15 protein-coding genes are annotated in these 22,164 nt (G+C 53.3%); 3 read left to right on the top strand and 12 right to left on the bottom strand.

What is annotated here, in order from left to right; translation table 11 throughout:
• Positions 1-1,228 precede the first annotated feature (1,228 nt).
• Positions 1,229-1,999 (top strand): EAL domain-containing protein, encoded by a 771-nt coding sequence (locus VF694_RS04165; protein WP_440163761.1) that lies wholly within the window; start codon positions 1,229-1,231, stop codon positions 1,997-1,999.
• On the opposite strand, the gene VF694_RS04160 is transcribed toward VF694_RS04165, so the two are convergent.
• The 6 genes from VF694_RS04160 to VF694_RS04135 form a co-directional block, all read right to left on the bottom strand.
• The gene (locus VF694_RS04160; protein ID WP_440163759.1) at positions 1,996-2,655 is read right to left on the bottom strand and encodes a response regulator; all 660 of its coding nucleotides are present in this window, start codon (positions 2,653-2,655) and stop codon (positions 1,996-1,998) included. The two genes, VF694_RS04165 and VF694_RS04160, sit on opposite strands and share 4 nt — an antisense overlap.
• A gap of 22 nt (positions 2,656-2,677) precedes the next feature.
• On the bottom strand, positions 2,678-5,821 hold the full coding sequence (locus tag VF694_RS04155; RefSeq protein WP_440163757.1) for a response regulator: 3,144 nt from the start codon (positions 5,819-5,821) through the stop codon (positions 2,678-2,680).
• Positions 5,822-5,886: 65 nt separating this feature from the next.
• Positions 5,887-8,679 carry an ATP-binding protein gene (locus tag VF694_RS04150; RefSeq protein ID WP_440163755.1) on the bottom strand — a complete coding sequence of 931 codons (2,793 nt, stop codon included), beginning with the start codon at positions 8,677-8,679 and terminating at the stop codon, positions 5,887-5,889.
• Positions 8,680-8,705: 26 nt separating this feature from the next.
• Positions 8,706-11,381, bottom strand: a complete 2,676-nt coding sequence (locus VF694_RS04145; RefSeq protein WP_440163753.1) for a fimbria/pilus outer membrane usher protein — start codon at positions 11,379-11,381, stop codon at positions 8,706-8,708.
• A 126-nt stretch (positions 11,382-11,507) separates the two neighbouring features.
• Positions 11,508-12,257: a fimbrial biogenesis chaperone gene (locus VF694_RS04140; protein ID WP_440163751.1), complete on the bottom strand. Its 750-nt coding sequence runs from the start codon at positions 12,255-12,257 to the stop codon at positions 11,508-11,510.
• Positions 12,258-12,318: 61 nt separating this feature from the next.
• A complete protein-coding gene (locus tag VF694_RS04135) occupies positions 12,319-12,879 on the bottom strand; it encodes a fimbrial protein (protein ID WP_440163749.1) in 561 nt (186 codons plus the stop codon).
• Positions 12,880-13,236: 357 nt separating this feature from the next.
• Between VF694_RS04135 and VF694_RS04130 the strand changes: the two genes are divergently transcribed.
• Positions 13,237-14,412, top strand: a complete 1,176-nt coding sequence (locus VF694_RS04130) for a fimbrial protein (protein ID WP_440163747.1) — start codon at positions 13,237-13,239, stop codon at positions 14,410-14,412.
• A gap of 693 nt (positions 14,413-15,105) precedes the next feature.
• Positions 15,106-15,849, top strand: a complete 744-nt coding sequence (locus VF694_RS04125; protein WP_440163745.1) for a hypothetical protein — start codon at positions 15,106-15,108, stop codon at positions 15,847-15,849.
• A gap of 205 nt (positions 15,850-16,054) precedes the next feature.
• Here VF694_RS04125 and VF694_RS04120 read toward each other — a convergent pair whose 3' ends face one another.
• The 6 genes from VF694_RS04120 to VF694_RS04095 all read right to left on the bottom strand — a co-directional run bounded on the left by VF694_RS04120 (position 16,055) and on the right by VF694_RS04095 (position 22,163).
• Positions 16,055-16,672, bottom strand: coding sequence for a hypothetical protein (locus VF694_RS04120; RefSeq protein ID WP_440163743.1), 618 nt, complete (start codon positions 16,670-16,672; stop codon positions 16,055-16,057).
• A 425-nt stretch (positions 16,673-17,097) separates the two neighbouring features.
• A complete protein-coding gene (mhpT, locus tag VF694_RS04115) occupies positions 17,098-18,342 on the bottom strand; it encodes a 3-(3-hydroxy-phenyl)propionate transporter MhpT (RefSeq protein WP_440163741.1) in 1,245 nt (414 codons plus the stop codon).
• A 142-nt stretch (positions 18,343-18,484) separates the two neighbouring features.
• Entirely contained in the window at positions 18,485-19,519 is a 1,035-nt protein-coding gene (gene dmpG / locus VF694_RS04110; RefSeq protein ID WP_440163739.1) for a 4-hydroxy-2-oxovalerate aldolase, read from the bottom strand.
• 17 nt (positions 19,520-19,536) lie between these two features.
• Positions 19,537-20,484 carry an acetaldehyde dehydrogenase (acetylating) gene (locus VF694_RS04105; RefSeq protein ID WP_003803250.1) on the bottom strand — a complete coding sequence of 316 codons (948 nt, stop codon included), beginning with the start codon at positions 20,482-20,484 and terminating at the stop codon, positions 19,537-19,539.
• A 25-nt stretch (positions 20,485-20,509) separates the two neighbouring features.
• Complete coding sequence (gene mhpD, locus VF694_RS04100; protein WP_440163736.1) at positions 20,510-21,307, bottom strand: 2-keto-4-pentenoate hydratase; 798 nt, start codon at positions 21,305-21,307, stop codon at positions 20,510-20,512.
• A 1-nt stretch (position 21,308) separates the two neighbouring features.
• The gene (locus VF694_RS04095) at positions 21,309-22,163 is read right to left on the bottom strand and encodes an alpha/beta fold hydrolase (RefSeq protein WP_003803253.1); all 855 of its coding nucleotides are present in this window, start codon (positions 22,161-22,163) and stop codon (positions 21,309-21,311) included.
• Between the last annotated feature and the right edge of the window lies 1 nt (position 22,164).

Raw genomic sequence — 22,164 nt, 5'->3', positions numbered from 1 at the left:
GGAATAGATTGTTGGTTTATTGGCGTATAAATTGGCGGGGTTATGGACGGTTTTTAAATATAAAAAATCTTATAAAAAATTTGTAAATAATTTTCGTTCAATATTGAGGTTTGATTTTTAATATTTTATTAATTAAGCCTATTGTTTTTGATAATAAAATTTTTTAAAAACTTAAATTCCAATGATAAGTAATTTTGTTTTATGTAAATAATTTTAAAACGATTAATTAATAATATCAATGTTTATAAGATCGACGCTTTTTTCCTCATGCAAATGCAAAGCAATTTTAGATGGTTGGAATTGGCTGGTAGTATTTGATTTTATAATTTTATCTCTATGGCGGAGGCATTGGATTGGGGTAAGATTTTTCTGTAATCAGTTTAACAATTTTTGAAATTTTATTATTTTTCGTTTTCATATTAAATAAATTTTGTTTTCTTTTTTTTTTAAATAAGAAACTGTATTGATCGATGTGGAAAAAATAAATATATGATTTTTTTGGTTTCTCATGGGTGAGTAGTTGTTATTTTTTGGAATTAGTTTGGCAGGCGGAAAAATTTAAATCAATCAGTTTCTTAATTTGATGGCGGTTTTGGTAAAACTGGGCGAAGTTTCCGAAATACATACACCGCACGCCTCGAGCTGCGCGTTTGCGAAACTGCGTCGGGTGGTGACCATGTCGCCAATCACAATCGCGAGGGTGGCTGCATATGGCAGCAACCATAGCGTAGGGATGTTCGTAGAGTTGAACAGGCAGGCCGGGGCTGCTCATATATAAAGCGGCGCCGTGACACTTGGCGGTTTGCACGCCAAGTCGTAGGCACTTTCATGTATGGATAGGACTGTTATGGCATCCGAGCATACAAGTCGCGGGCTGCACTTGTAAAGGCTGGGGTTTTCAGACTACTCCTAGATCAGTAATCCACGGGAAATCTTATGATTCACGTTGTCAGTTCTGGCTTGGAATCTCAAGTCTATTCATTGTTAGCCGGGGACATTCATGTTCGCACCATCCACTTCTCGCATGTCACCTACAAAGGTTATAAATGTGCTTCGTCAGCCTCGTGCGGGGTCCGGCTTGAGCATGCCCAGATGCGCTATACCTGCTGTCGTGCGTTCTGTTAATGCAAGCGCGACGTCTTTAGACGACAAGGCTTTTAGCAGCCACGTAGTCCGGTCTTACAGCTTTCCGGGCTATAGAGTGTGTGCTCACGCAGAGCAGAGCGGGATGCTGATTACGCGAGCCGTTTTACTCGATGCATTGCGAAAGGACCAGGTCCAGGCTTGGCTGCAGCCCAAGGTTTCGGTTCGGTCCCAGCAGTTAGTTGCGTTGGAGGCCCTGGCGCGCTGGCGTCACCCTCAATGGGGAGTATTGCCACCCGATGTGTTTTTGCCCTGGTTCCGTGACCATGGCCTTGATGAGGCTTTGCTGTTACATATGCTGCAAGAGGTACTAGGTTTGCAGGCTTATTGGCTTCGTCAGGGTTTGGAGGTGCCTGTTGCAGTGAACTTGCCCACTCATTTGCTTGATGATGTTAGCCTGCCAGATCGTTTGATGTCTTGTGTACAGGATCTGCAGGGGCAGACCAGCCAAATTACATTGGAGTTGCTGGAAAACTCCAACACCCGGACGCCCTGTGCCTTGTTTCTAGGGGCTTCGCGCTTGGCGGCGATGGGTTTTGTGCTGGCGCAAGATGACGCCGGGGTGGCCCACAGTTCAATGGAGCGTTTGATGTTAGCCCCGATTTCAGAGCTCAAACTGGACCGGCAAAGTGTGAATGGCTTAGCGCACAGTCGCGAACAAATCGAACAAGTGCAAGGCTGGATCAAGGAGGCCAAGCAGCGTGGCCTGCGTGTTACCGCCGAAGGAGTAGAACATCAGAAGGATCTGGATTGTTTACGGCAGATGGGCTGTGACTATGCTCAAGGCTATTTGTTCGCCAAACCAGCTCCGGCCTTTGAACTGGATATGTGGATGCGGCAGCATTGGCGTGCCTAGGTAAACAGATTGTTCTGAGTGCAAAACGCAATCAGGTCCTGGTTGTTATGTACATTAAGCTTGCGCATGGCTGATGCTTTTTGCGCACTGATGGTTTTGATGCTGCGGTTCAACTGCTTGGCAATGGCGCTAATGGAGTTACCCATGGAAAACAGGCGCAGGACTTCAAATTCTCGGGGACTCAGGGATTTCTTACGTTCCTGTACCGAACTGGACAGCAGATCTTTTTGGGTATCTTGCTTGAAATTAGACGGGTAGTACTTCACGCCTTGGCGCAACAAGTGCAGTGCGACCAGAACTTCAGATAGCTCGTCTTGTTTGAGGACAACTCCTTGTACGCCAGCATCGTACAAAGAAGAAATAATCATGGAGTTGGACACCATGGTCAGGATAATTAACTTGACATCGGGAAAGTGGCGCCGTAAATAAGAAATGAAGCGCATCCCGTCGCCATACTGTCCATCTCCGGGCATGGAGTAGTCGGTAATGATGACATCAGGCTGGTTTTTCTGCAGGTGCTCGACTAGCTCCGAGGGGCTGACTGCTACGGCCGTAACGCTCAGATTGATATCGCGGCTTAGCAGTTCGCGTATACCCATTAAGATCAATGGGTGATCGTCTGCAATGATGACGCGCAGTTTCTGAATGGTGGTCATTCGGGTTTCCTTGTCTGTTTTCCTAGACTTTTTCAATCAGCTCGCGTAGTGCCCGGCACACGGCAGCTGCTTCATGAATTTGTGTGTCAGCTTGTTGGATATCTTGCCTGAAATTTTGTTCCAGTTCTTTCACTTTGTCAGCGATTTCATGAAGACCCATTACCACCAGAGCTCCGGCTATACGATGCAAGATGGCTTGGCTTTGTGCCGCATTTTGCTTTTGCAGAGCTTGTTCCAGACTCTGTAAATCCCTGCTCATGCTGCTACGGAAAATTTCCCGGTAGCGTTTGGGCACAGGTGAGCTGATTAAGGATTCCAGTAGACTGCTCAGGGTGGCTAGACTCATGGGCTTGACCAAGCATGCATTCATGCCGCTTTGTGTACAGCGCTGGGCTTCGTCTCGCATGGCGTTGGCGGTAATTCCAATGATGGGGGCATTCATACCTTGAGTACGCAGACGTCGGGCCAATTCGTAGCCTGTCATATTGGGCATATTGACGTCTGTCAGCAGCAAATCATGGTTGTTTTCATTCCACAGACTCAAAGCTTCTTCACCATCCTGAGTCATGGTTACCTGATATCCCAAACGCTCCAGCTGTTCACGCAAGGTCGCCTGATTGATCGGGTTGTCTTCTGCGACCAGCACATGCAGGCCAGGCCGACTGTGGTGTTCGATCTTTTTTTTGGCAGGTGGCGCGCACTTCAAGATTTGCGCCGGTGTGGCCTGTTGTTGTTCCCGCCAGCCCTCTAGGTAACGAGCGATGCTTTCGGGATTAATGCCATCTGTCTCTGGCAAGGAACTACTGCCATCGCGTGCCGAGACACTCAGGTAGCGGCCTACCCAATGAGGCACCGGCTGGCTGTAAGGCATCATCACATCAAGCAAGATCTCTTCGTCTTTGCCTGTCAGGGATTCGCTAGGCTGCAGGGTTTGTGCCTCGGCATTCCAGCGATTGAACCATTTGCAGATTGACTCGGACAGTTCGGCATGCGGTGTTCGCACATACAGCTTCATGCCATGCAGGTTTGGGGCAGGGCGGATTTTGATCTCTTGGGTCTTTATGTCCAGGTTTAACGTAAAGGAGAAACTGCTGCCTAGTCCTTGCTCACTGGTTAACTGAATCTGACTGTCCATCAATTCAGCCAGACGGGCACAGATGGACAGCCCCAAGCCAGCTCCTCGTATAGTGTGCTCGCCCGCATGTGCAACATAAAAAGGGGTGAACAGCTTGTCCTGTCGCTCGTGCTCAATGCCAACGCCACTATCAGCCACCTGAAACATTAATTGGGCTTTTCCTTGAACAACATGCTCAAGACGAAGTCGGACAATAATGTGACCTGCATGGGTGAATTTGACGGCATTGCTGATCAGATTGCTCAGGATCTGACGTATGTGCAGAGGATCGCCCAAGACGCAAGGGGGTACATCCGGTTCTATATTGCAAAACAGCAGCAGGTTTTTTTGCTGAGCCATGGCGCTATAAGTGGCGGTGCAATCCTGGACCAAAGCAATCGGGTCCATGGATACCGATTGCACATGGGTCTGGCCCGCTTCAATACGGCTGATATCCAGAATGTCACTTATGATCTGTAACAAGAGGCGTGAGGCACCTTGAATCCGGGCGACCTGTTGATGCTGCTGGTTATTTAGCTCTGTCATGGATAGCAACTCCAGGGAGCCCAAAACTCCGTATAGGGGCGTGCGGATCTCATGACTCATTGTGGCCAGGAAAGCGGACTTGGCTGTACTGGCTTCATCGGCCGCCGCACGCGCGCGTTTCAGTTCACGCTGGATTTCTTCTTGTGCCGTGAGGTCCATCAACACACATAGCAGAACGTCCTGCCCATGATAGCGACTGGGTGCACAGACCAGATGCAGGCTGCGTCCATCTGCTAGATCTACTTTGCCCTCGGTGGCCTGCGCTTCCTGTTGCTGCAAGGCGCTCAGGGCCAAGGCTAGAGGTGTCTGTTCAGGTAATATATCCCCCGCATCCAGCCCCAGCCATTCCAGCGCTTGGGGGTTGCCAAAAATAATCTGCCGTTTTTCTTTGCTGATCACGCACAGTGCCACCGGTGAGGTATCAATAATGCTGCGGTTGAAGTCCTGGCTCTCAAGCAGCGCACTTTGAGCTTGACGTGCAGGCTCTACCACACGGCGCCCGTACCAGCGGGCATAAGCCATGCCGCCTAGCAAACTCAACAATAAAAATGCGACCGTGCCCAGGGACACCCATGTGCTGTCGAGCAACTGACCGGGACTGATCAGGTAGCGCCCTGTCCAGGTGCCCGAGGGATCGCTCATTTGAAAGGCCAGGCCCCGCCAACTGATGCTAAAACCATCGTGCTGCAAATCAGGGGAGTCGTTTTTACCGATCAGCAAACCCTGCTGGGCATGGTGCAGCCAAAATCGATACCCGACAGGCGCTTCGGACTGATTGAAAAATTCTCGCAGCCTGCCTTTGTCAAACAGACTCATTGCCTGGAATCGGGCGGGGTCCGCACCAGGTACGGGCAGCCCGGGCAAGGCAACCGGGATGATGCCCAGCATATGCAAGGGGTGGTCGGGCAGGGAAACCCACTTCACTGCTTGTGGACCGGGTAAAGGCGTGCTCCAGGGCTGAACGTGGTCGCGCGCTTCTTTGTGCGACGCAATAGGCAGGACCGTATCTGTGCGGGAGGATTCCAGCTCCGGAATGCTCAGACTGTCCTCCATGTCGGGATGGAACAGGAACAGGTAGCCGGACGGAAAATAGGATCTGGCCCAAAAGGACGCAAAGCTGTCAGCCAGATCGGCCCCTAAGGCTCCGTATGCCTCTTTTGGGGCACGGCAGAGCTGCTCGCAAATCATGGAAAAAGAGACGCTGGCTGTTGGCCGCCAGGTATTCACTGAATGGCCGCTTTCTACCGGTGGAGGTTCTGGTTTCGGCCCAGCTTGCAGTTTGGCTGCATCTGCCTTGAGTTGCCCTAAAAATCGTTCCTGTTCGTGGATATAGGCTACCGTCACGGTGAAATCGGATGTCAGCCGATGGCGCTCTTGGCTGAAAAAATGCTGGCCGCTTACGACCAGAGCGCCCAGCAACACGAAGGAGACAGGAATAACGCTAAGCAGTAGGCGTGTGTGTCCCTGCGAACGCCGCGTCATACGATTAAAAGGTGTGTTGGGCATGGTTCTCCGTGGGGTCGCCGATTTGAGCAATTCCTGCCTTATCATACCCTCCGGCGCAGTGGTAGCTACGCAGTATTTGTGGGTAATCGGGCGGGTTTAGGGGGCGACGCCTGCAGGCTATCACGCAAGGCTGCCATGGACAGAGGTTTGATCAATAGAGCATCCATGCCTGAGGCGGCCCATTTTTTGTCTTTATCCAAAATGGCATTAGCGGTAATGCCAATAATGCGTCCTTGGTAACCTTCCGCTCGCAGGGTACGGGCCAGAGAGTAGCCATCTGTACCGGGCATGAACAGGTCTGTAAACACAATATCAAACTGATTGCGGTTTTTCAGTGTTAATACGGCTTCACCGCTTTCTTCCAGATGAGTAGTGCAGCCCAACAAAGTCAATTGGTCCTGAAGAATTTGCCGGTTAACCGGGTTGTCGTCCACGATCAGTGCATGTTGGGTGTACATGGAGGGTTTTAATGCCTCTTTGGCCGACTGGGGCGGCAAATTCAGCGCTTGAGCCTGTTGCACGGCTTGCATGATGTGTTCTATAGCGGTTGAGGCGGTGTAGAAGTTGTCGGAATTATTTTCTTTATGAGCTTGGGTCTGGGTATTGGGTTGAACTATTACTCTGCGGCCTGTCCATTCTGGTGTACCGGTGGTAAAAGACGGCCAGCTATGCACCAGCACAGCACCCGCTTTAGCTTCTTGTCCGGTGTAGGGCATGGCATAGGCCCCCCAATGACGGAGCCATTTGCTGACGTTCAAGACTACTTCCGGGATGTCCCCAGTCACGTAGACGGGGCGGAACGCCAATTGGAATGCAGGTGTCGGAGTTGTGCCGGGCGGTGAGGCTATAGGCAGAGTCACTTCGAACGTGATGCTGGTGCCCAGACCCAGCTCACTAACTACGGACAGAGAGCCGCCCATCAGTCTGGCTAGACGCTGGCAAATGGGCAAGCCCAGACCCGTGCCGGGCTGCTTGTTAGCGCCGCCTTTGGTAAGACTGAAATAGGGCAGGAATAGTTTGGGCAGAACCTCTGCACTGATGCCCTGCCCGGTGTCCGTAATCTGAAAACGCAGCGAAAGGCGGTTATCCGGCTGCGGTTCAGTATGCAGACGTAGCACCACATGACCAGAAGTGGTGAACTTGATGGCATTGCTGATCAGGTTGCTTAGAATTTGGCGAATTTTCAGAGAGTCACCAATGGTGGGGACTAACGCCCTGACTGGGGTGATGGAATATAGTAGCAAGCCTTTGCTTTCTGCGGTTGCAGCAAACGCCGCAATAGTTTCTTCCACCTGCTCCTGCGCACAGAATTCGTGAGGTTCCAGGGTGACGTGCCCCGCTTCAATACGAGACAAGTCTAGCGACTTGCCTACTACCTTGAATAGTGTTTCGGCCGAGCGGCGCAAGGTATCCAGGTAGATCGAAGGGTGTTGCTGCTTTTCTGACAGAGACAGTAGTTCCAGTGTCCCTAGAATTCCGTACAGGGGCGTGCGGATTTCATGACTCATAGTGGTCAAGAATTGAGTTTTGGCAATATTGGCATTCTCCGCCATTTGGCGGGAGTGGCGCAGGGCAGCCTCTTCAGCCTTTTCAGTGGTGACGTCAACAACGGAGCACAGAGCCGCAGGATGTCCGCGGTAATTCAAATTTATAGCATGTACACGCACACTGCGGCCATTACTCAGAGTAACGTCGTAGCACACGCTTGACTCATGCTCACCGGGTAAGCGCTTACGCCATTGATTGTCACCTTGCATCCAGGTGCGTGCCAGTAGGTTCTCTTGAAAAACTATTTCACCTTGTGCGTCGACTAAGGCCAGACCGACGGGAGCCATAGCAACCAGCATGCGATTCAAGGACACGCTGTCGACTAGGCTTTGTTGCTGCTGGCGTGCAGGCAGCAGCAAGCGCTTTCGGATCAGGTAAGCGCCGATGAGGGTAACGGCGGTAAAGACCATGAGGGCTAGCAATGCCGTAATCAAGGCATTGCGGCCATCGTGTAATAATTGCATGGTAGGTAGGGCGTAGAGTACTCGCAGACCGCCCGTCCCAATGGATTTGCTCAGAATAATATGTTTGGGCCAGCCTTTGCCGTCAAAACCAAAATAGTCTTGATGAACCCAGCGCAACTCAGAAGCATCAGGCGGGGAGCTGCTATACAAAATAGTTTGCCCGCGTACATCGAACAAAAGGTATTCCGTCCCAGGTGGGGGCGACGTTAATGTCAGAGCGCGGTCGATATTGTGCAGCTCAAGACCCAACCAGGCCCCCTGACGGTTTTCTCTATCTATTGGGGTGTATGCCACCAGTTGTGAATTAGAGTCATTGCCCTGATTTAGCCAGAGCACGGGAACTTGACGGGCGTACGGTTTTTTATTAATCGCGTTCAGGCGTATGGCCTGCGCATCCACCTGTGGCTCCCAGAACCGGCGCTGGCTATCGCGCTCCAGACGGTAGTCACGTGCAGGGTCCAGCTCGCTGTATCGCAATGTCCCCGTGCGATGGATGGCGTTCCAATGGCGACGCGTCAGCAAAAAGACGTAACGATCGGTTGAGCCATTGTTCGGGGTGTCTAGCGTTTCCAGGTTTTGTCTGTTGGACGAGATCTGAACTGTGTCGGGAGAAACCGCTGTCGCGGCCACGGCACGCAGCAGGACCTCACGCTGGTCAAAAAATAATTGTGCGCGGTCGGCTGCGCCGTTCAGTTGCCGACGGTATTCAGAAATCAGGTGCGTAGCGGATGCATATAAATATGCTCCAGTGCCCAAGGAGGCACACAGGATAAGGATTAAGGACAATGCACCCAGCAAGACGCTGGGAAAGCGAGGAATCTGCATGCAGGGCAGGTTCTCTCGCATGGGGCTGCCTGTTAGCAAAACAGGCCTCATACTGTTTCGTCCTGGTTTGCCCTTTGTTTTGCCAGATCGCCAGGCAGCATGGGATTGGGTTCGCGCTTAACACAGCTTAGGCGAAGCAACTGATAGTTCATGCTTTGGGCTTGTTCGGCCAGTTCGTAGTGGGCACGACACTGCTGACCATTACGGCTGATATCCAGATGGCCGCGCATTTGTTCAGGGGAGACCATGGTTAGGATACGGCCCCGCGGGTCCGTCATGCCCAATTGCTGGCCGGTGGCATCCCGTACCATTGCGCCAAAGGGTAAAGCTGCATCTTGTTCATCGCGCAATTCAAACTGTACGCGATAACCGACCTCGGCCTTGAAGGTGGCCAGGGCAACAGCCCCGCGGGTAGGGACGATTTGCTGAACTGCGTTATCGAATTCGGCATTTTTAGGGGCGTGACGAGTATCTAAGCTGATGTGGTTGCTGCGGTATGGGGTGGCGTTGGGGACGACAGCATAGCCGTTCGAACCGGTCTCGACTCCGACGTGGCTGGAGATACCTACACCGGCAACGGGTGGTTCCACTTTGGCCAATATGATGGTTTCGCCTAGGGTCTGTCCCAAGTTCACTCCACCACTATGCGCCACAACCGAACCATTGGCCGAGAAATTACCGGAGTTGTGCCCGCTACTACTATAGGAGTAACCAGCATTCATTTGAGCAAAGGACGTTGATGTCGCTACGTTGAATGAGGTACGACTTTCATCGGCAGCACTGCTGCCACCTGCAACGCCGTAACTGATCTTGCGTTCGGTAGGCAGTAGACCGGTTGCACCGGCTTGGATCGTGTTGCCACGATTGTTGCGGTTGATTGTGGTAAAGCTTTGTGCTGCATTGGGTCCGCTACCCAAAGGGATGCTCAGGGTCAACATGACGGTATTGTTGTGTGAGCGGGAAGGGTCAAAGGAGGACTGTAGGTTCTGAGTACGGGTATAGGATAGGTTGTAGTTCACCTTGCCGATACGGTTGCCGTAGCCTACCGATAAGCTATTGAGGGAGTTGTTCTCCCAGTTTTTGTTGTAGGAAGCGCTTAGGTACAGATTGCCACCGCCTACAGGCTGGCTGATATTGGCATCGATGCGCTGGCGTGAATCGCGCTGACTGTACAGGCGCAGGTGTGCTGGTGCTTCAGAGGCAGTGACGTGATCGGACAGGGTGCGATAGCCACGGCTCAAGTTGTGACGCATATTGATCGACACATTCGAGCCGGTAGTCTCGATGAACTTCTTATAACGCAGGTTCATGCTGCTGCCCTGGGATTGCTGTCCCTGGATACGACTGTTGGAGCGGGTTGCATCTAGCGACACGGCACCTAGTCGGGTATTCATGCCTACTCCCAAGGAATAGGCATTGAAGTCTTTGGACACTTGCACCCCAGCAGCCAGGGTGGTGTTGGCGCTGATGCCATACAGCATGGAGCTGCTGACAAAGTGGGGGCGTTCTTGCATCTCGTCGGTCAGACGCAACTGACCAGCAGCAATGTCATAGTTTACTCGGCCTTCACGCACCATCAGCGGGGGGGCAGAAAAAGCCTGGCGCAAGATGCGACGCGAACCATCGGCTTCGATAATGGTGATTTCCAGATCACCGTTCGAGCCCGAGGGCGACAGATCGTTGATGGCAAAAGGACCGGGGGCGACGTTAGTGGTGTAGATCACGTAGCCGTTCTGGCGTACTTCCACCGTGGCATTGCTTTCGGCCGTCCCACGGATAACCGGCGCGTAGCCTTGCTCGCTGTCGGGGCGCATGGCCTCGTCCGAGCGCATTTGCACACCCATAAAACGCACACTGTCAAAAAGTGGCGAGCTGGTATACGTTTGCCCAGCCAGCAATTGGCTTTTTAGGGCTACGACATCGCGCTGGGCATAGGTGTTCTGGCTGGTAAAGGAGCCGGAACGATTGGTGCCTGAGCTGTAGTAGGAGTTGTTGCGTACACGCCAGGAGCCAATATTCACACCCATGCGCAGGTCTGCGCTGAGGTCATTGGTGGCGGACATGCTCTTGCTCTGGTCACGGCGCATATTGACGCCATAGTTCAAAAAAGCCGCAGTCTTACCCGAATCCCATAGTGATGGGTCTATATAGCCGCGCTTGCTGGGATTTAGATAAATTTGTGGAATACTTAGCAAGAGACGCAGTTGAGCACTTTCGTACACTACCGTAGCTTCAGGAACGATCTCGGGCAGGCGTAGGCAAGTGGCGTCAGCCGATATCGGAGCGGGCAGCTTGCCCATGTCAATCCCAGCCTGATCGAGCATTTCTTGGTTGAAACAGGGCTCATTTTCGTCGGTGCGTGGGTTGCGCTTGAAAGTGATGTCGCGCCGCCCGGTACGTTGCTGGTTTACATGTAAGTCCACGCGCTGTATGCCTTCGGGTACGTTGCTGCTCGCAAGCAAGGTGCGTAGGTCCGCTGTGGAGGCCTTGCCTTGCAGAAAGGCCATGTTAAAACGCAGTGATTCTGTGTTGTCCAGAGCAGCCACTTGAATGGTTTTAGCCTGATTATCCTGGGGAGCGGCAATGGTGGCTGAGTTCGTCTGAGCTAGGGTAGAGTCAGCCGCTAGGACCATGCAGGACAGTAAGATCAGCCACAGAGCGTCCAGTGGCTGGCGGCTGATGAGGCAAATGCGTTGGCAGAACTGCCGGTTTTTTGTGAACATGACTCAGCACCCAGAGGGTGTAATTGACGATTCGTAGACGTACAGGTACTCCTGCTACTGACCGAATGCCAGTAGCCGAAAGGTTCAGATGTGAGGCGGGGGACAGCGGCAGGTTATGTCGCTTTCTTATGGCGTGTCCGTATCCGATGCTCGAGGCTGGACTTTGGCTTTGCCGTTCAGGCGCACTTCATACGGATCAGCACTGCCGTAGTCGCTGATGGCGCGAAACAGCAAGGTGTCTTGATCGCTCGAGCGGCCCAATGGCAGCAGACGAGTCTGGCCGGGGGCAATCATGCCGGGATCTTCTATGGCCTGGCCTTTGGCGGTTCGAAGGGTGGATATAGATACGTGATACGCGCTTGGATTGTGAATCTCAAGCATGGACTTATCCTGGTTGTTCACTACAGACCACTGCAGTCTGACAGGGGCCTCGTCTGCGGAACCAGGCAGGCCATCCGGACGGAAAAATAATTTGATGCGCTGACGAATGGCTATCTGTAACTGGTTCTCACCGGGACCCTGTTGAGGGATCTCCTGGATGTTTAGCCAGAACACGGTTTCTCGGTCGCGGGGAAGGCCTTGATCACCGCCGGCATAGAGTATGCGAACCACTTGTTGTCCTTCAGGGGCAACTTTGACCAGTGCGGGGGTAATCGCAAAAGGCAGTTCGGCTTGATCGTTATCTGCTTCAAGCCAGGACTGAACCAGGATAGGCGAATTGTCGTTGCGAACCGTTATGCTGGTTTCTTGTTGCTTTTCGGGCAGGATCAAACGGGTGCTGCTCAAGGAGATCGCTGCTTGTGCTTGGTTGCATAACAGCACAACGCTGAGGGTTAGGCAACTGAAAGCCAGTTTCTTGAATGTTAAGATAGACATGGTTTATGCTTTTTAATCTCCTGGCGAAGAGGATCGCTTCTCGCCAGGAGCTAATGCTGTTTTATTCGTAAGAAAGCTCGTAGGCAACGGTTGCATTGGCTTGGCCGCTGACTACATCCGCCTTGGTTTTACCCGGCTTTAAGGTGTAGTACGCGGTCAGAGGGATGGAGCCACTGGTATAAGGGGCCGCCAACTCGTAGAAACCAGGGGTGAAGTCTAGAGTGGTTTGGTTGCTGACCAGCATAATCTGCACGTTCTGTGCGCCACCTGTAACATCAATACCTTTACCAGAGACCGCAGATGGAATTAGCTTCAGTTTAACGCTAGTGCCTGCGACGCATTCGATCTGCATATCGATATTCTTGGCAATTGCAGTGCTGCCATTATTGCCGGAGGTGGCTGGCGTATCTTGGTTACCCAGCGAATTGACTGAGACGGGGCCCATGTCGACTAGCATGTTGGCGCCGGTGCTGCTTGCACCAGAAGAACGCACGGTGCAACTGTCAGCGTTAATGCTGCCGATAAAGCTGATGTTGCCTACGGCACCGATGGAGGGTGCAGCGTTAACACTGGCCGCAGTGAAAGCAGAAAGTAGGGTTAGGCCTAAAAAGGTTTGTTTCATGATTAGCGTGAATTCCGTTTGTTGGACTAATGGAGCAGCGCCGTTGTGCGCTTTGGGGCGCACTGCTGTTTTCCATGTATGTATGCTCTGTTAGCAGGGCACGAGTGAAGTTTAGGAAATTAATCGGCGACGAAGTTTCAGACTATTCTTAAACTATGGTCTGTTAATCGGTTTATACAAGTAATGTTTCTGTCAAGTTGTTTTTTTACTGGTTTTGCAATTCTTGATAATTAAGCATAGCTAGTGTCAGGCGACTATTACAGACCGTGGGGGTTAGGATTAGTCTTAATCTATTAAATAGGTTGCGCTTTTAAAATTTCATCACTAATCAGTTCATATAAAGGGGGGCGAACTGTGATGAATAAGAAGTTCGATATGCGGAACCATCGATTCAAAAGACCGGAGTTGCACCGTCGGTGCTTTTTGAGGCTCAAAGCGCTAATGTTGCTTATCGTCTTGCTCATAGGCATGCAACAGGTTCAAGGCCAAGAAGCGTGTTCTTTATCACGAGTCCTTACGCCGTCTAGTAGCTGGAGCATGGCACCGAGTGGCAATTTTAAGAACGGCGATATCGTAGCGTCTGCGCGCGCCTATCTCCAGTACGCTGTAAGAGAAGAGCAGCCGGGAGTAATTCTTGTTGAGGGCGCTGGGCAGATGGTGAACAATCCTTATAGTGCTGCTCCTTTGTATGGGATGCCTGGACTTGGTGTGAGGGTGAGTTGGACAGGCTTCAGCGGGCTTACCGACCCGGTACATCTGGTACCTCCTGCTAAGGCAGGGACAATCATTTCCAACATACCACAGCGAAAAACGTTGCTTGCGGCACAGATTTTGCCCGGCGTATACACGCTCACTCAGTTTTATCGTTATGAGTTGGTGGTGATTGACGAGAGCATATATAGGGGGGGGTGGCTGGCCTATACAGAGCCGAATCAAGTTCAGGTTATGACAAGCTACCAAAAGATGATGGGCGGCGCTGCGCTTTGTATCAATGGTTCGGTAGATCTCATGACAGGTTTGATTGAGTTTCTTCAGTTACCCGAACTGCCTAGATCTAACTTACCAGGTTGCAGGTTCTCACTTGGTACATTGCAGCAAACAGTACTCTTGGGACCGGTTGATTCCGACCAAATTCCGCACGCTACTTCCCCCCGTTTTTCCGGAGAAGTAGGTCAGGCTCATTTTTCAATTGAGGGAACAGACTGCCCTCAAGGCACCAGGTTGAATTTCTACTTTACTGATACACGGGATACGGGAACAGATAAAAACTATATGTTGACTAGTAACCCAACAGTGGGCTTACGTCTGTTTCATAGAGATGAAGATGCTCCTATGCCCTTTGGACCTCTACCTGCAAACAGCGGCATGTTGCCGCAGCGTTATGCGCCAACTATAGGGCCGGCAATGACAAACGCGGCTACGCTCTCTACCTACTTTACCGCTCAGTATGTACGTCTTCCGAGTACAACCGAAGCTGATATTAAGTCGGGGCCTCTGCAGGCTGCATCAGTCCTCGTGATCGTGTACCCTTGATAACCGGGAGTAAAAACCGGCCTGCGAAGGTCGGTTTGGACTGCTCGTAAATTGGCTTTTTTAACTGTCCAGCTTTATAGGGTCAGTTCAGGTCGGAAGTGTATTTAATTTTGGTTCATCGCGGAATAGCGTGAAGGGATTTAGTAAGTTTTCGTACTCTTGATGGCAGGAAATTCCCGAGCAGGTCACATACATAGCCATGTATTTTTGGTCCTTCAACATGCGGTGCTATGAATTAGATAGTGGTAAGTGAGACTTATATAAATTTTTTTTTTGATGGCTTTTCAATTCTTGGTGATTCATTTTTATTAGCTATGGCATTTACCGAGAATAATCAAACAGCTTCGGATTAATCTTAAGCTATTAAGTAGTGTGAGCTTTTAAGATTTTATTAGTAATTGGCCTTCGTGAGGAGTGTGGTGAATTGTAAAAAATAAAGTGTGCCATATGTTGACCTATTTATTTAACAGGCTGAGGTTGTTCCGAATTCGGTATTTAAATCTTTTAGCGCTAATTTTGCCTCTCGTATTATTCACAGGCATGGAAAATGCTCAGGCTGCTTTGGCGTGCTATCGAAGCCAAGACCTGACACACACTACTACCTGGACTATAGTCCCCAGTGGTAGTGGGTTTAAGAATGGTGGTATCGTAGCGAGCACACTCGCTTACACCAGTTTTAGGTTGGAATCTTTTGTGGACTCAGTTGCCGTTCTGGGAAGCAATGTGGGTAATTCGTACAATGCTGTTCCTTTAAGGGGGATGCCAGGACTGGGCTTGGTTGTGCGCTGGTCGGGGAGCAACTCAACTGAGAATTTGACGCTTATTCTCCCTACGATGCCGCCAGAAACGGTTTTTTCGAGCTCAGCACGCTTGCAGACGGCGCTCAAGGGACAAGCTAAATTTGCTCATACTCTGACCCTGTATTACCGTTTTCAACTTGTTGTGATTGACGCCAACCTTTACGAAGGAGGTAAGTTGGGTGGTGCAGGTGCAGAGTATAATAAAGTCTGTACTATTATCTCTACCCATCAAACAGCTTCCTCGGACCCTGTAAGCTGTATTGGAGGTGTTATAGATCTGATGGGGGCTTTGAATGACAGCCTGTTGGTGCCCGAATTACCGAGACCAATCTTGCCAAGTTGTTCGTTCTCAGCCGACTCATTGGCACAACTTGTCACCTTGGGGCCGATTGGTCGTGATCAGATTCCACTTACGACATCCCCTCGTATTTTTGGAGAAACAGGGCAGAGTCATTTTCTAATTAAGGGTACAGGCTGTGCGAAAAATACCAAGCTGAATTTTTATCTTACTGATGTTCGGGATATGGCAACGATTAAAACCTATATCTTGACTAGCAATCCTGCAGTGGGCATACGCATGTTTCATGGGAGTGAAAATGATCCTGTGTCTTTGGGGCCCGCACCTTCAGGGTCATGAGTACCATCGCGCTATGCGCCCTCTGTAGGACCTGCAACGGTAAACGGGGCTACGCTCTCTGCCTCCTTTACTGCTCAGTATGTACGTCTTCCGAATACAACCGAAGCTGATATTACATCAGGGCCTATGGAAGCGGCTGCAACTTTTGTAGTTGTGTATCCCTGATAAGCAGGAAAAAAAAGCGGAGCCAAGGGGCTCCGCTTTTTTATTTGCTGGTGGGGTTCTCCTGCCAGCGTAAATACGCGTGGCGAGTCTGGGCAGAGACGGACTCCAGTACTTTTTGATGCGTGACTTTATGGCGTGCTAGCAAGCGTGCATCGGCCACGGTTTTGGACTTGCAAAACCAGTGGCAGCTATGCTGGAACAGATAAAGTTCGGCTGACAAATGATAGGCACGGCTTTTGGGGTCCAACTGCTCGGGATTGTCGACAACATGGCGCAAACCGGCGGCATGAATCTGCAAAAGCTGGCGAAAGTCGCGCGTCATGGACGGGATGATTCGTTCCGCGTAAGGCACACAAAAAGGCAACATGCCCACACGGGTGTTTTCTGCCGGTTCTTTTTGTAGTGCATCGGCCAAGGATTGAATCTGGGTGGCTACCGCGTTTTCGGTCTGGGCAAACATCTCCAATACCTGTAGTTGGCGTGAGGAGTCTTGTTCGCCAATCGCGCGGGTATAACCTTCTGTCAGCGTTTCCATATGACGTTCCAACTGAAAGCTACTCAGATGCTGGCCCAGCAAGATAATGCGCCCGCGTTGATAGCGTGCCCGTACAAAATGAAGGGCAATAGCGGCGATCAGAAGAAGTATGACTGTGTCCATCACTCGTGTTTCCGTGCTGGGCCTGGCGCCTTGTTCTTGTTTCCTGCAGCAGGGTTAGGCCAGGCCATAGAATAATGCTGTCAACGTAGCAGCCGGCCATTGTATCCCGTCATTCTTTATTCTTGTTTTCATTCTTAGCAGGGATGGCCGCCGATCACAATCAGGCCGAGCACCATCACCTGCTGCTGGCAAACTGCCAGGCTCAACACGAAGCCCTGATGCGCGGCAAAACAGGCATGGCATTGTGAAAGATGGCCTTGCCATCTCGAGCCACCCCCAAAGTCGAATACGGGCTTTGGCTGTGGGGAGTGGCTCATGTCTGGAGTGCCTTCGCTTGGTCGGCAGCAGCCTTAGCACAAGGGCTGCTTATGGAGGGATTGCCCTGCGGACCACAGCTTGGTGTTGGTCTGCAATCCGCTCTGCTTTTAGGCTTTCCCTGCTGCAGGCAGGGCGTAGGTGCCGGATGCCTGTGTCTGCTCCTGACTGATCTGACGTACCACCAGGAACATGCACAGTGCCGAGACAATAATGCAGGGAATGGCGGAGGTGATCACACCCGCAGCGCCATAGCCCTGGCTAAGCAACATGCCTGCAATGGTCGGGCCCAGGGTGGCGCCAATACGGCCTACTGCGGCGGCGGTGCCAACACCCGTGGCACGCACGGCAGTGGGGTAGACGATGCCGCCAAAGGCATACAAGACACCCTGGCAGCCGATTACAAAAGCACCTGTCAAGGCGGCGGCCCAATACATCTGCTCCAGCCCGGAAGCACCGTTCAAACTGAGCAAACCGGCCAGGATTCCGCCATACATCAGGGCGATGACCAAAGCCTTGTGCCAGCGGTCGGTCAGATAGCCCAGCAAGACGGTGCCCACGGTTGCACTGACCATGAACCAGAATTGGGCGGTGCTGCCTTGTTTACGGCTAAAGCCCAGCTCCTGGAACAGGGAGGGCAGCCAGCTCAGCATCAGATACACCACCATCAAGGTGAAGAAATAGCTGACCCACAAGAGCAGGGTACGGGCGGCAAGACCATTGCTGAACAGATCTTGGAAGCGTCCCTGAACTGCGGTTCGGCTTTCTCGTGCCTGCAGAAACTCGCGTGATTCAGGCAACAGCCACACCATGACAGGGATGACCAGCAGGGGCAGCAGACCGCCCAGATAAAAGATGTTTTTCCAGTTTTCCCCGAAGTTGGAGGCAGCGACCAGCGACAAAATGGCTGCCCCCACCGGCATGCCCGCATACATCATGCCTACCGCACGGGCACGGTGTTCGGGCTTGACCGACTCGGCGGCCAGAGTGATCAGGTTGGGCATGGCTGCGCCCAGGCCAGCCCCGGCCAGAAAACGTACCATCAGGAGGATAGCCAGGCTGTTGACCCAGGCAGTGAGCAGGGTAAACAGGGCAAATACGGCGACCGAGACAATCAGCACGGCTTTGCGCCCGTATTTATCTGCCCAGCGCCCGCCCATCAGTGAACCGGGCAGCAGCCCCAGAATGCCTGCACTCAGAAAGTAGCCCTGATAGGTTTTATCCAGTCCAAACTCCGCTGCCACGCCTTTCACGGCGATGCCGGCGGCCTGAATGTCCATGCCTTCGATAACAGCGATCAGAAAGCAGATCGCCACGGTAAGGACCGCATGCTTGCGGCCATGGGTTTGTGTCATTGCAATGTCTCCTCGGTTGACCGGGACGTTTTTTTATTGCTTCTGCGACCTGCCCGCCCCGAATTCAGGGCGCAGAAATCCGCTCACCGCGCGCTAAAGCGGCGGTGAGTCGGGGTAGAGCTTTTTTTTCGATTTTTTGGAATCAGGCCGTCGCGGCTTGTCGTTGCAGCAAGTCCAGAGCCACGTCCACAATCATGTCTTCCTGGCCGCCAACCATGCGACGCTTGCCCAGCTCGACCAGAATGTCCACGGTTTTCAGACCGTATTTCTGGGCGGCTACTTCGCTGTGACGCAAGAAGCTGCTGTACACACCGGCATAGCCCAGGGCCAGGGTTTCGCGGTCTACGCGCACCGGGCGATCCTGCAAGGGGCGCACAATGTCGTCCGCTGCGTCCATCAGGGTGTACAGATCCGTGCCATGGTTCCAGCCCATGCGTGCGGCGGCAGCAATAAACACTTCCAGCGGCGCATTGCCGGCTCCGGCACCCATGCCCGCCAGGCTGGCATCAATGCGGTCGCAGCCTTCTTCCACGGCCACAATGCTGTTGGCCACACCCAGGGACAGATTGTGGTGGGCGTGAATGCCGGTTTCGGTTTCGGGCTTGAGCACATCCTTGAAAGCGCGGAAACGGTCGCGCACATCATTCATGTTCAAGGCCCCGCCCGAGTCGACCACGTAGCAGCAGGTGGCTCCGTAGCTTTCCATCAGCTTGGCTTGTTCGGCCAGATGTTGAGGCGTGATCATGTGGCTCATCATCAGAAAGCCCACCGTATCCATCCCCAGATTGCGGGCATATTCGATGTACTGCTTGCTGACGTCAGCCTCGGTACAGTGTGTGGCCACCCGCACAATGCGGGCACCGGCGTCATAAGCGGCTTTCAGATCGTGGATGGTGCCAATGCCTGGCAGCAGCAAGGTGGCAATCCTGGCATGGGTGACAACCGAGGCCACCGCCTCAATCCATTCCAGATCGGTGTGTGCGCCAAAACCGTAGTTGAAGCTGGAGCCACACAGCCCATCGCCGTGGGCGACCTCGATGGAATCGACCTTGGCCTGATCCAGGGCACGGGCAATATCCATGGCGTTTTGCACGCTGTATTGGTGGCGTACGGCGTGGCTGCCGTCGCGCAGCGTCACGTCGGAAATAAAGAGCTTTTTGTTGGGATCGTGTGCCATTGTGATGTCCTTGCGTGTCATGCGGTTTGCGTCAGCAGGCGGGTTTGAGCCAGACGCTCGGCGCAGGCCAGCGCGGCGCTGGTCATGATGTCCAGGTTGCCGGCATAGGCGGGCAGATAGTGGGCCGCGCCTTCTACCTCGATAAACACCGAGGTTTTCAGACCCGAACGCCATCCGAGGCCAGGCACATTGATGGGCTTGTCCTCGGGGATCACATCGAACTGCACTTTTTGCTTGAGGCGGTAGCCAGGCACATAGGCCTGAACCTTGGCGGCCATGCGCTCAATAGACTGTTCGATTTCCGCTTCTTTGCCCGGATCGCTGAGGGTGTAGACGGTATCGCGCATCAGCAAAGGTGGCTCGGCCGGGTTGAGCACAATGATGGCCTTGCCCACGGTGGCGCCGCCCACCACCTGCATGGCTTTGCTGGTGGTCTCGGTAAATTCGTCAATATTGGCACGGGTTCCGGGACCGGCTGATTTGGACGAGATCGAGGCAATGATCTCGGCATAGTGCACGGGGGTGACCTGCGAGACTGCCGCAATAATGGGCACGGTGGCTTGTCCGCCACAGGTGACCATATTGATGTTGGAGGCGTCCAGATTGTCGTCCAGGTTCACCACCGGGATGGTGTAGGGGCCGATAGCCGCCGGTGTCAGGTCAATGACCTGAATGCCGTGCGCCTGCAGGACGGCATTGTGACGGGCGTGTGCCCCCGCGCTGGTCGCATCAAATACGATGCGAATGTCCTTGAAGTTGGGCAGCTTCAACAGCCCATCCAGTCCTTCGTGGGTGGTGGGCACGCCCAGGCGGGCCGCACGGGCCAGACCATCGGAGGCGGGGTCGATTCCGACCATCGCGCCCATTTTCAGGTGTTTGCTTTGGCGCATCACCTTGATCATCAGGTCGGTGCCGATATTGCCCGAGCCAATGATGGCGACGGCAATGCCGTTGGGGTTTGTCATGTGTGTTACTCCGTACAAAGAGGACTTAGCCTGCGCTGAAGGTGACGGATACCGAGCCCAGGTCCTCGATCACGGCTTCAATGTGATCACCGGGGGCGACGGGGGCCATCGGGCCCAGGGCTCCGGTCAGAATCAGATCGCCGGCCCGTAGCGGTTCGCCCAGCTTGGCCATGGTGCGGGCCAGCCAGGCGGCGGCGTTGAAGGGATGCCCCAGGCACTCGGCGCCACTGCCGCTGGAGGCCAGCTCGCCATTGCGATGCAGGCTCATGCGCGCGGCGCGCAGGTCCAGACCGTCCAGGCGACGGGCAGGGCCGCCCAGCACGTACAGGCCGCTGGAGGCGTTGTCGGCCACGGTATCCACAAAGCGGATATCCCAGTTGGCAATGCGGCTGCCCACGATCTCCAGGGAGGGCATGACCCAGCCTACGGCCGTGGCGACATCGCTAAAGCCGGTGTCGGCGTGGGGCAGATCGCGCTCCAGCACCAGAGCAATTTCGGCTTCAATCTTGGGTTGCAGCACACGTTCAATGGGGACAGTCTCGCCATCGCCATAGGCCATGTCGGCAAACAGGGCGCCAAAGTCGGGTTGCGACACGCCTAGTTGCTGCTGGACCTTGGGGTTGGTCAGGCCGATCTTGCGGCCCGTCAGGCGACGACCTTGGGCTAGTCCACGGGCAATGTTGATGCGCTGTATGGTGTAGGCTGCCTCGGCATTATCTTCACCAATCAGGCTGCGAATCGGGTCTATGGACTGATTGCTGCTCTCGGCCTGGCGCAGACGGCTGGCCAGGGTATCGAGCAGATCGCTGGGTGCCTTGTTCATCTCAACGCTCCAGGAAATCCAGAACCAGCTGGTTGAATTTCTCGGCATGCTCCCACTGCGCCCAGTGACCGCACTGGTTGTAGACGTGCAGCTCGGAGTTGGGAATGCCTGCCAGCAGACGCAGGCCGGTATCGAAAGGTACAACCCGGTCCTGACGGCCCCAGATGATCAGGGTAGGGGCGGTGATGCTGGGTAGACGAGGGCTGAAGTCGGGGAACTGGCGGGGATTGGCTTCCAGGGACTTCAGGAAGTTGTCCAGGTGGTCCTTGCGGCTGAGCATATTGTTCAGACGGGCCTGCAGCAGCTCGTCGGTCAGCACGCTGGCGTCGAATACGAACACATTGTTAAAGCGCTTCAGGTTCTCCAGCGTGGGTTCGCGGTACAGACCGTTCAGCAGCTTGATGCCCTCGCTGGGCATGGGGGTAAACAGGCTCATGCCACCTGTGCCGCCGCCCATCAGAACCAGCTTGGCCACGCGCTCGGGCCAGGTCAGGGCAAAGGCCACCGAGCTATGGCCGCCCATGGAATTGCCCAGCATGTGAATTTTGTCTATGCCCAGCTGGTCAATAATACTTTTCACCACACGGGCGTTCAGGTCGGAGCGCGAGCCGCTGTTGACGATGGAATCGCTCTTGCCCCAACCAGGACAGTCGATCAGCAAAACGCGGTAGCCAGCCTGGGTCAGCGGCTCAATATTGCGATTGAAGTTGGCCCAGCCGGTAGCACCGGGGCCCGAGCCGTGCAGCATGACAACCGTCTGTTCGCCCTGACCCAGATCGTTGTAATGGATGCGCAGTTCCTTGCCTTCCTCGACCACGGTCGCGAAACGGCTGTAATCAGATTCATTCAGACTCATG

Origin of the sequence: Alcaligenes sp. Lyrl_28, assembly GCF_051948705.1 — a bacterium.
Taxonomy (GTDB): domain Bacteria; phylum Pseudomonadota; class Gammaproteobacteria; order Burkholderiales; family Burkholderiaceae_B; genus Alcaligenes; species Alcaligenes ammonioxydans.
Note: the sequence above shows the minus strand (reverse complement) of the source record. Positions and strands in the feature narration are given on the sequence as shown.

Excerpts from the sequence above, each read along its gene's own strand:
- VF694_RS04150 (WP_440163755.1), bottom strand. The coding sequence starts at position 8,679 with ATGCGAGAGAACCTGCCCTGCATGCAGATTCCTCGCTTTCCCAGCGTC.
- mhpD (WP_440163736.1), bottom strand. The coding sequence starts at position 21,307 with ATGAACAAGGCACCCAGCGATCTGCTCGATACCCTGGCCAGCCGTCTG.
- VF694_RS04095 (WP_003803253.1), bottom strand. The coding sequence starts at position 22,163 with ATGAGTCTGAATGAATCTGATTACAGCCGTTTCGCGACCGTGGTCGAG.
- VF694_RS04165 (WP_440163761.1), top strand. The coding sequence starts at position 1,229 with ATGCTGATTACGCGAGCCGTTTTACTCGATGCATTGCGAAAGGACCAG.
- VF694_RS04140 (WP_440163751.1), bottom strand. The coding sequence starts at position 12,257 with ATGTCTATCTTAACATTCAAGAAACTGGCTTTCAGTTGCCTAACCCTC.
- dmpG (WP_440163739.1), bottom strand. The coding sequence starts at position 19,519 with ATGGCACACGATCCCAACAAAAAGCTCTTTATTTCCGACGTGACGCTG.
- VF694_RS04145 (WP_440163753.1), bottom strand. The coding sequence starts at position 11,381 with ATGTTCACAAAAAACCGGCAGTTCTGCCAACGCATTTGCCTCATCAGC.
- VF694_RS04105 (WP_003803250.1), bottom strand. The coding sequence starts at position 20,484 with ATGACAAACCCCAACGGCATTGCCGTCGCCATCATTGGCTCGGGCAAT.
- VF694_RS04120 (WP_440163743.1), bottom strand. The coding sequence starts at position 16,672 with ATGGACACAGTCATACTTCTTCTGATCGCCGCTATTGCCCTTCATTTT.
- VF694_RS04130 (WP_440163747.1), top strand. The coding sequence starts at position 13,237 with ATGAATAAGAAGTTCGATATGCGGAACCATCGATTCAAAAGACCGGAG.
- VF694_RS04155 (WP_440163757.1), bottom strand. The coding sequence starts at position 5,821 with ATGCCCAACACACCTTTTAATCGTATGACGCGGCGTTCGCAGGGACAC.
- mhpT (WP_440163741.1), bottom strand. The coding sequence starts at position 18,342 with ATGACACAAACCCATGGCCGCAAGCATGCGGTCCTTACCGTGGCGATC.
- VF694_RS04135 (WP_440163749.1), bottom strand. The coding sequence starts at position 12,879 with ATGAAACAAACCTTTTTAGGCCTAACCCTACTTTCTGCTTTCACTGCG.
- VF694_RS04160 (WP_440163759.1), bottom strand. The coding sequence starts at position 2,655 with ATGACCACCATTCAGAAACTGCGCGTCATCATTGCAGACGATCACCCA.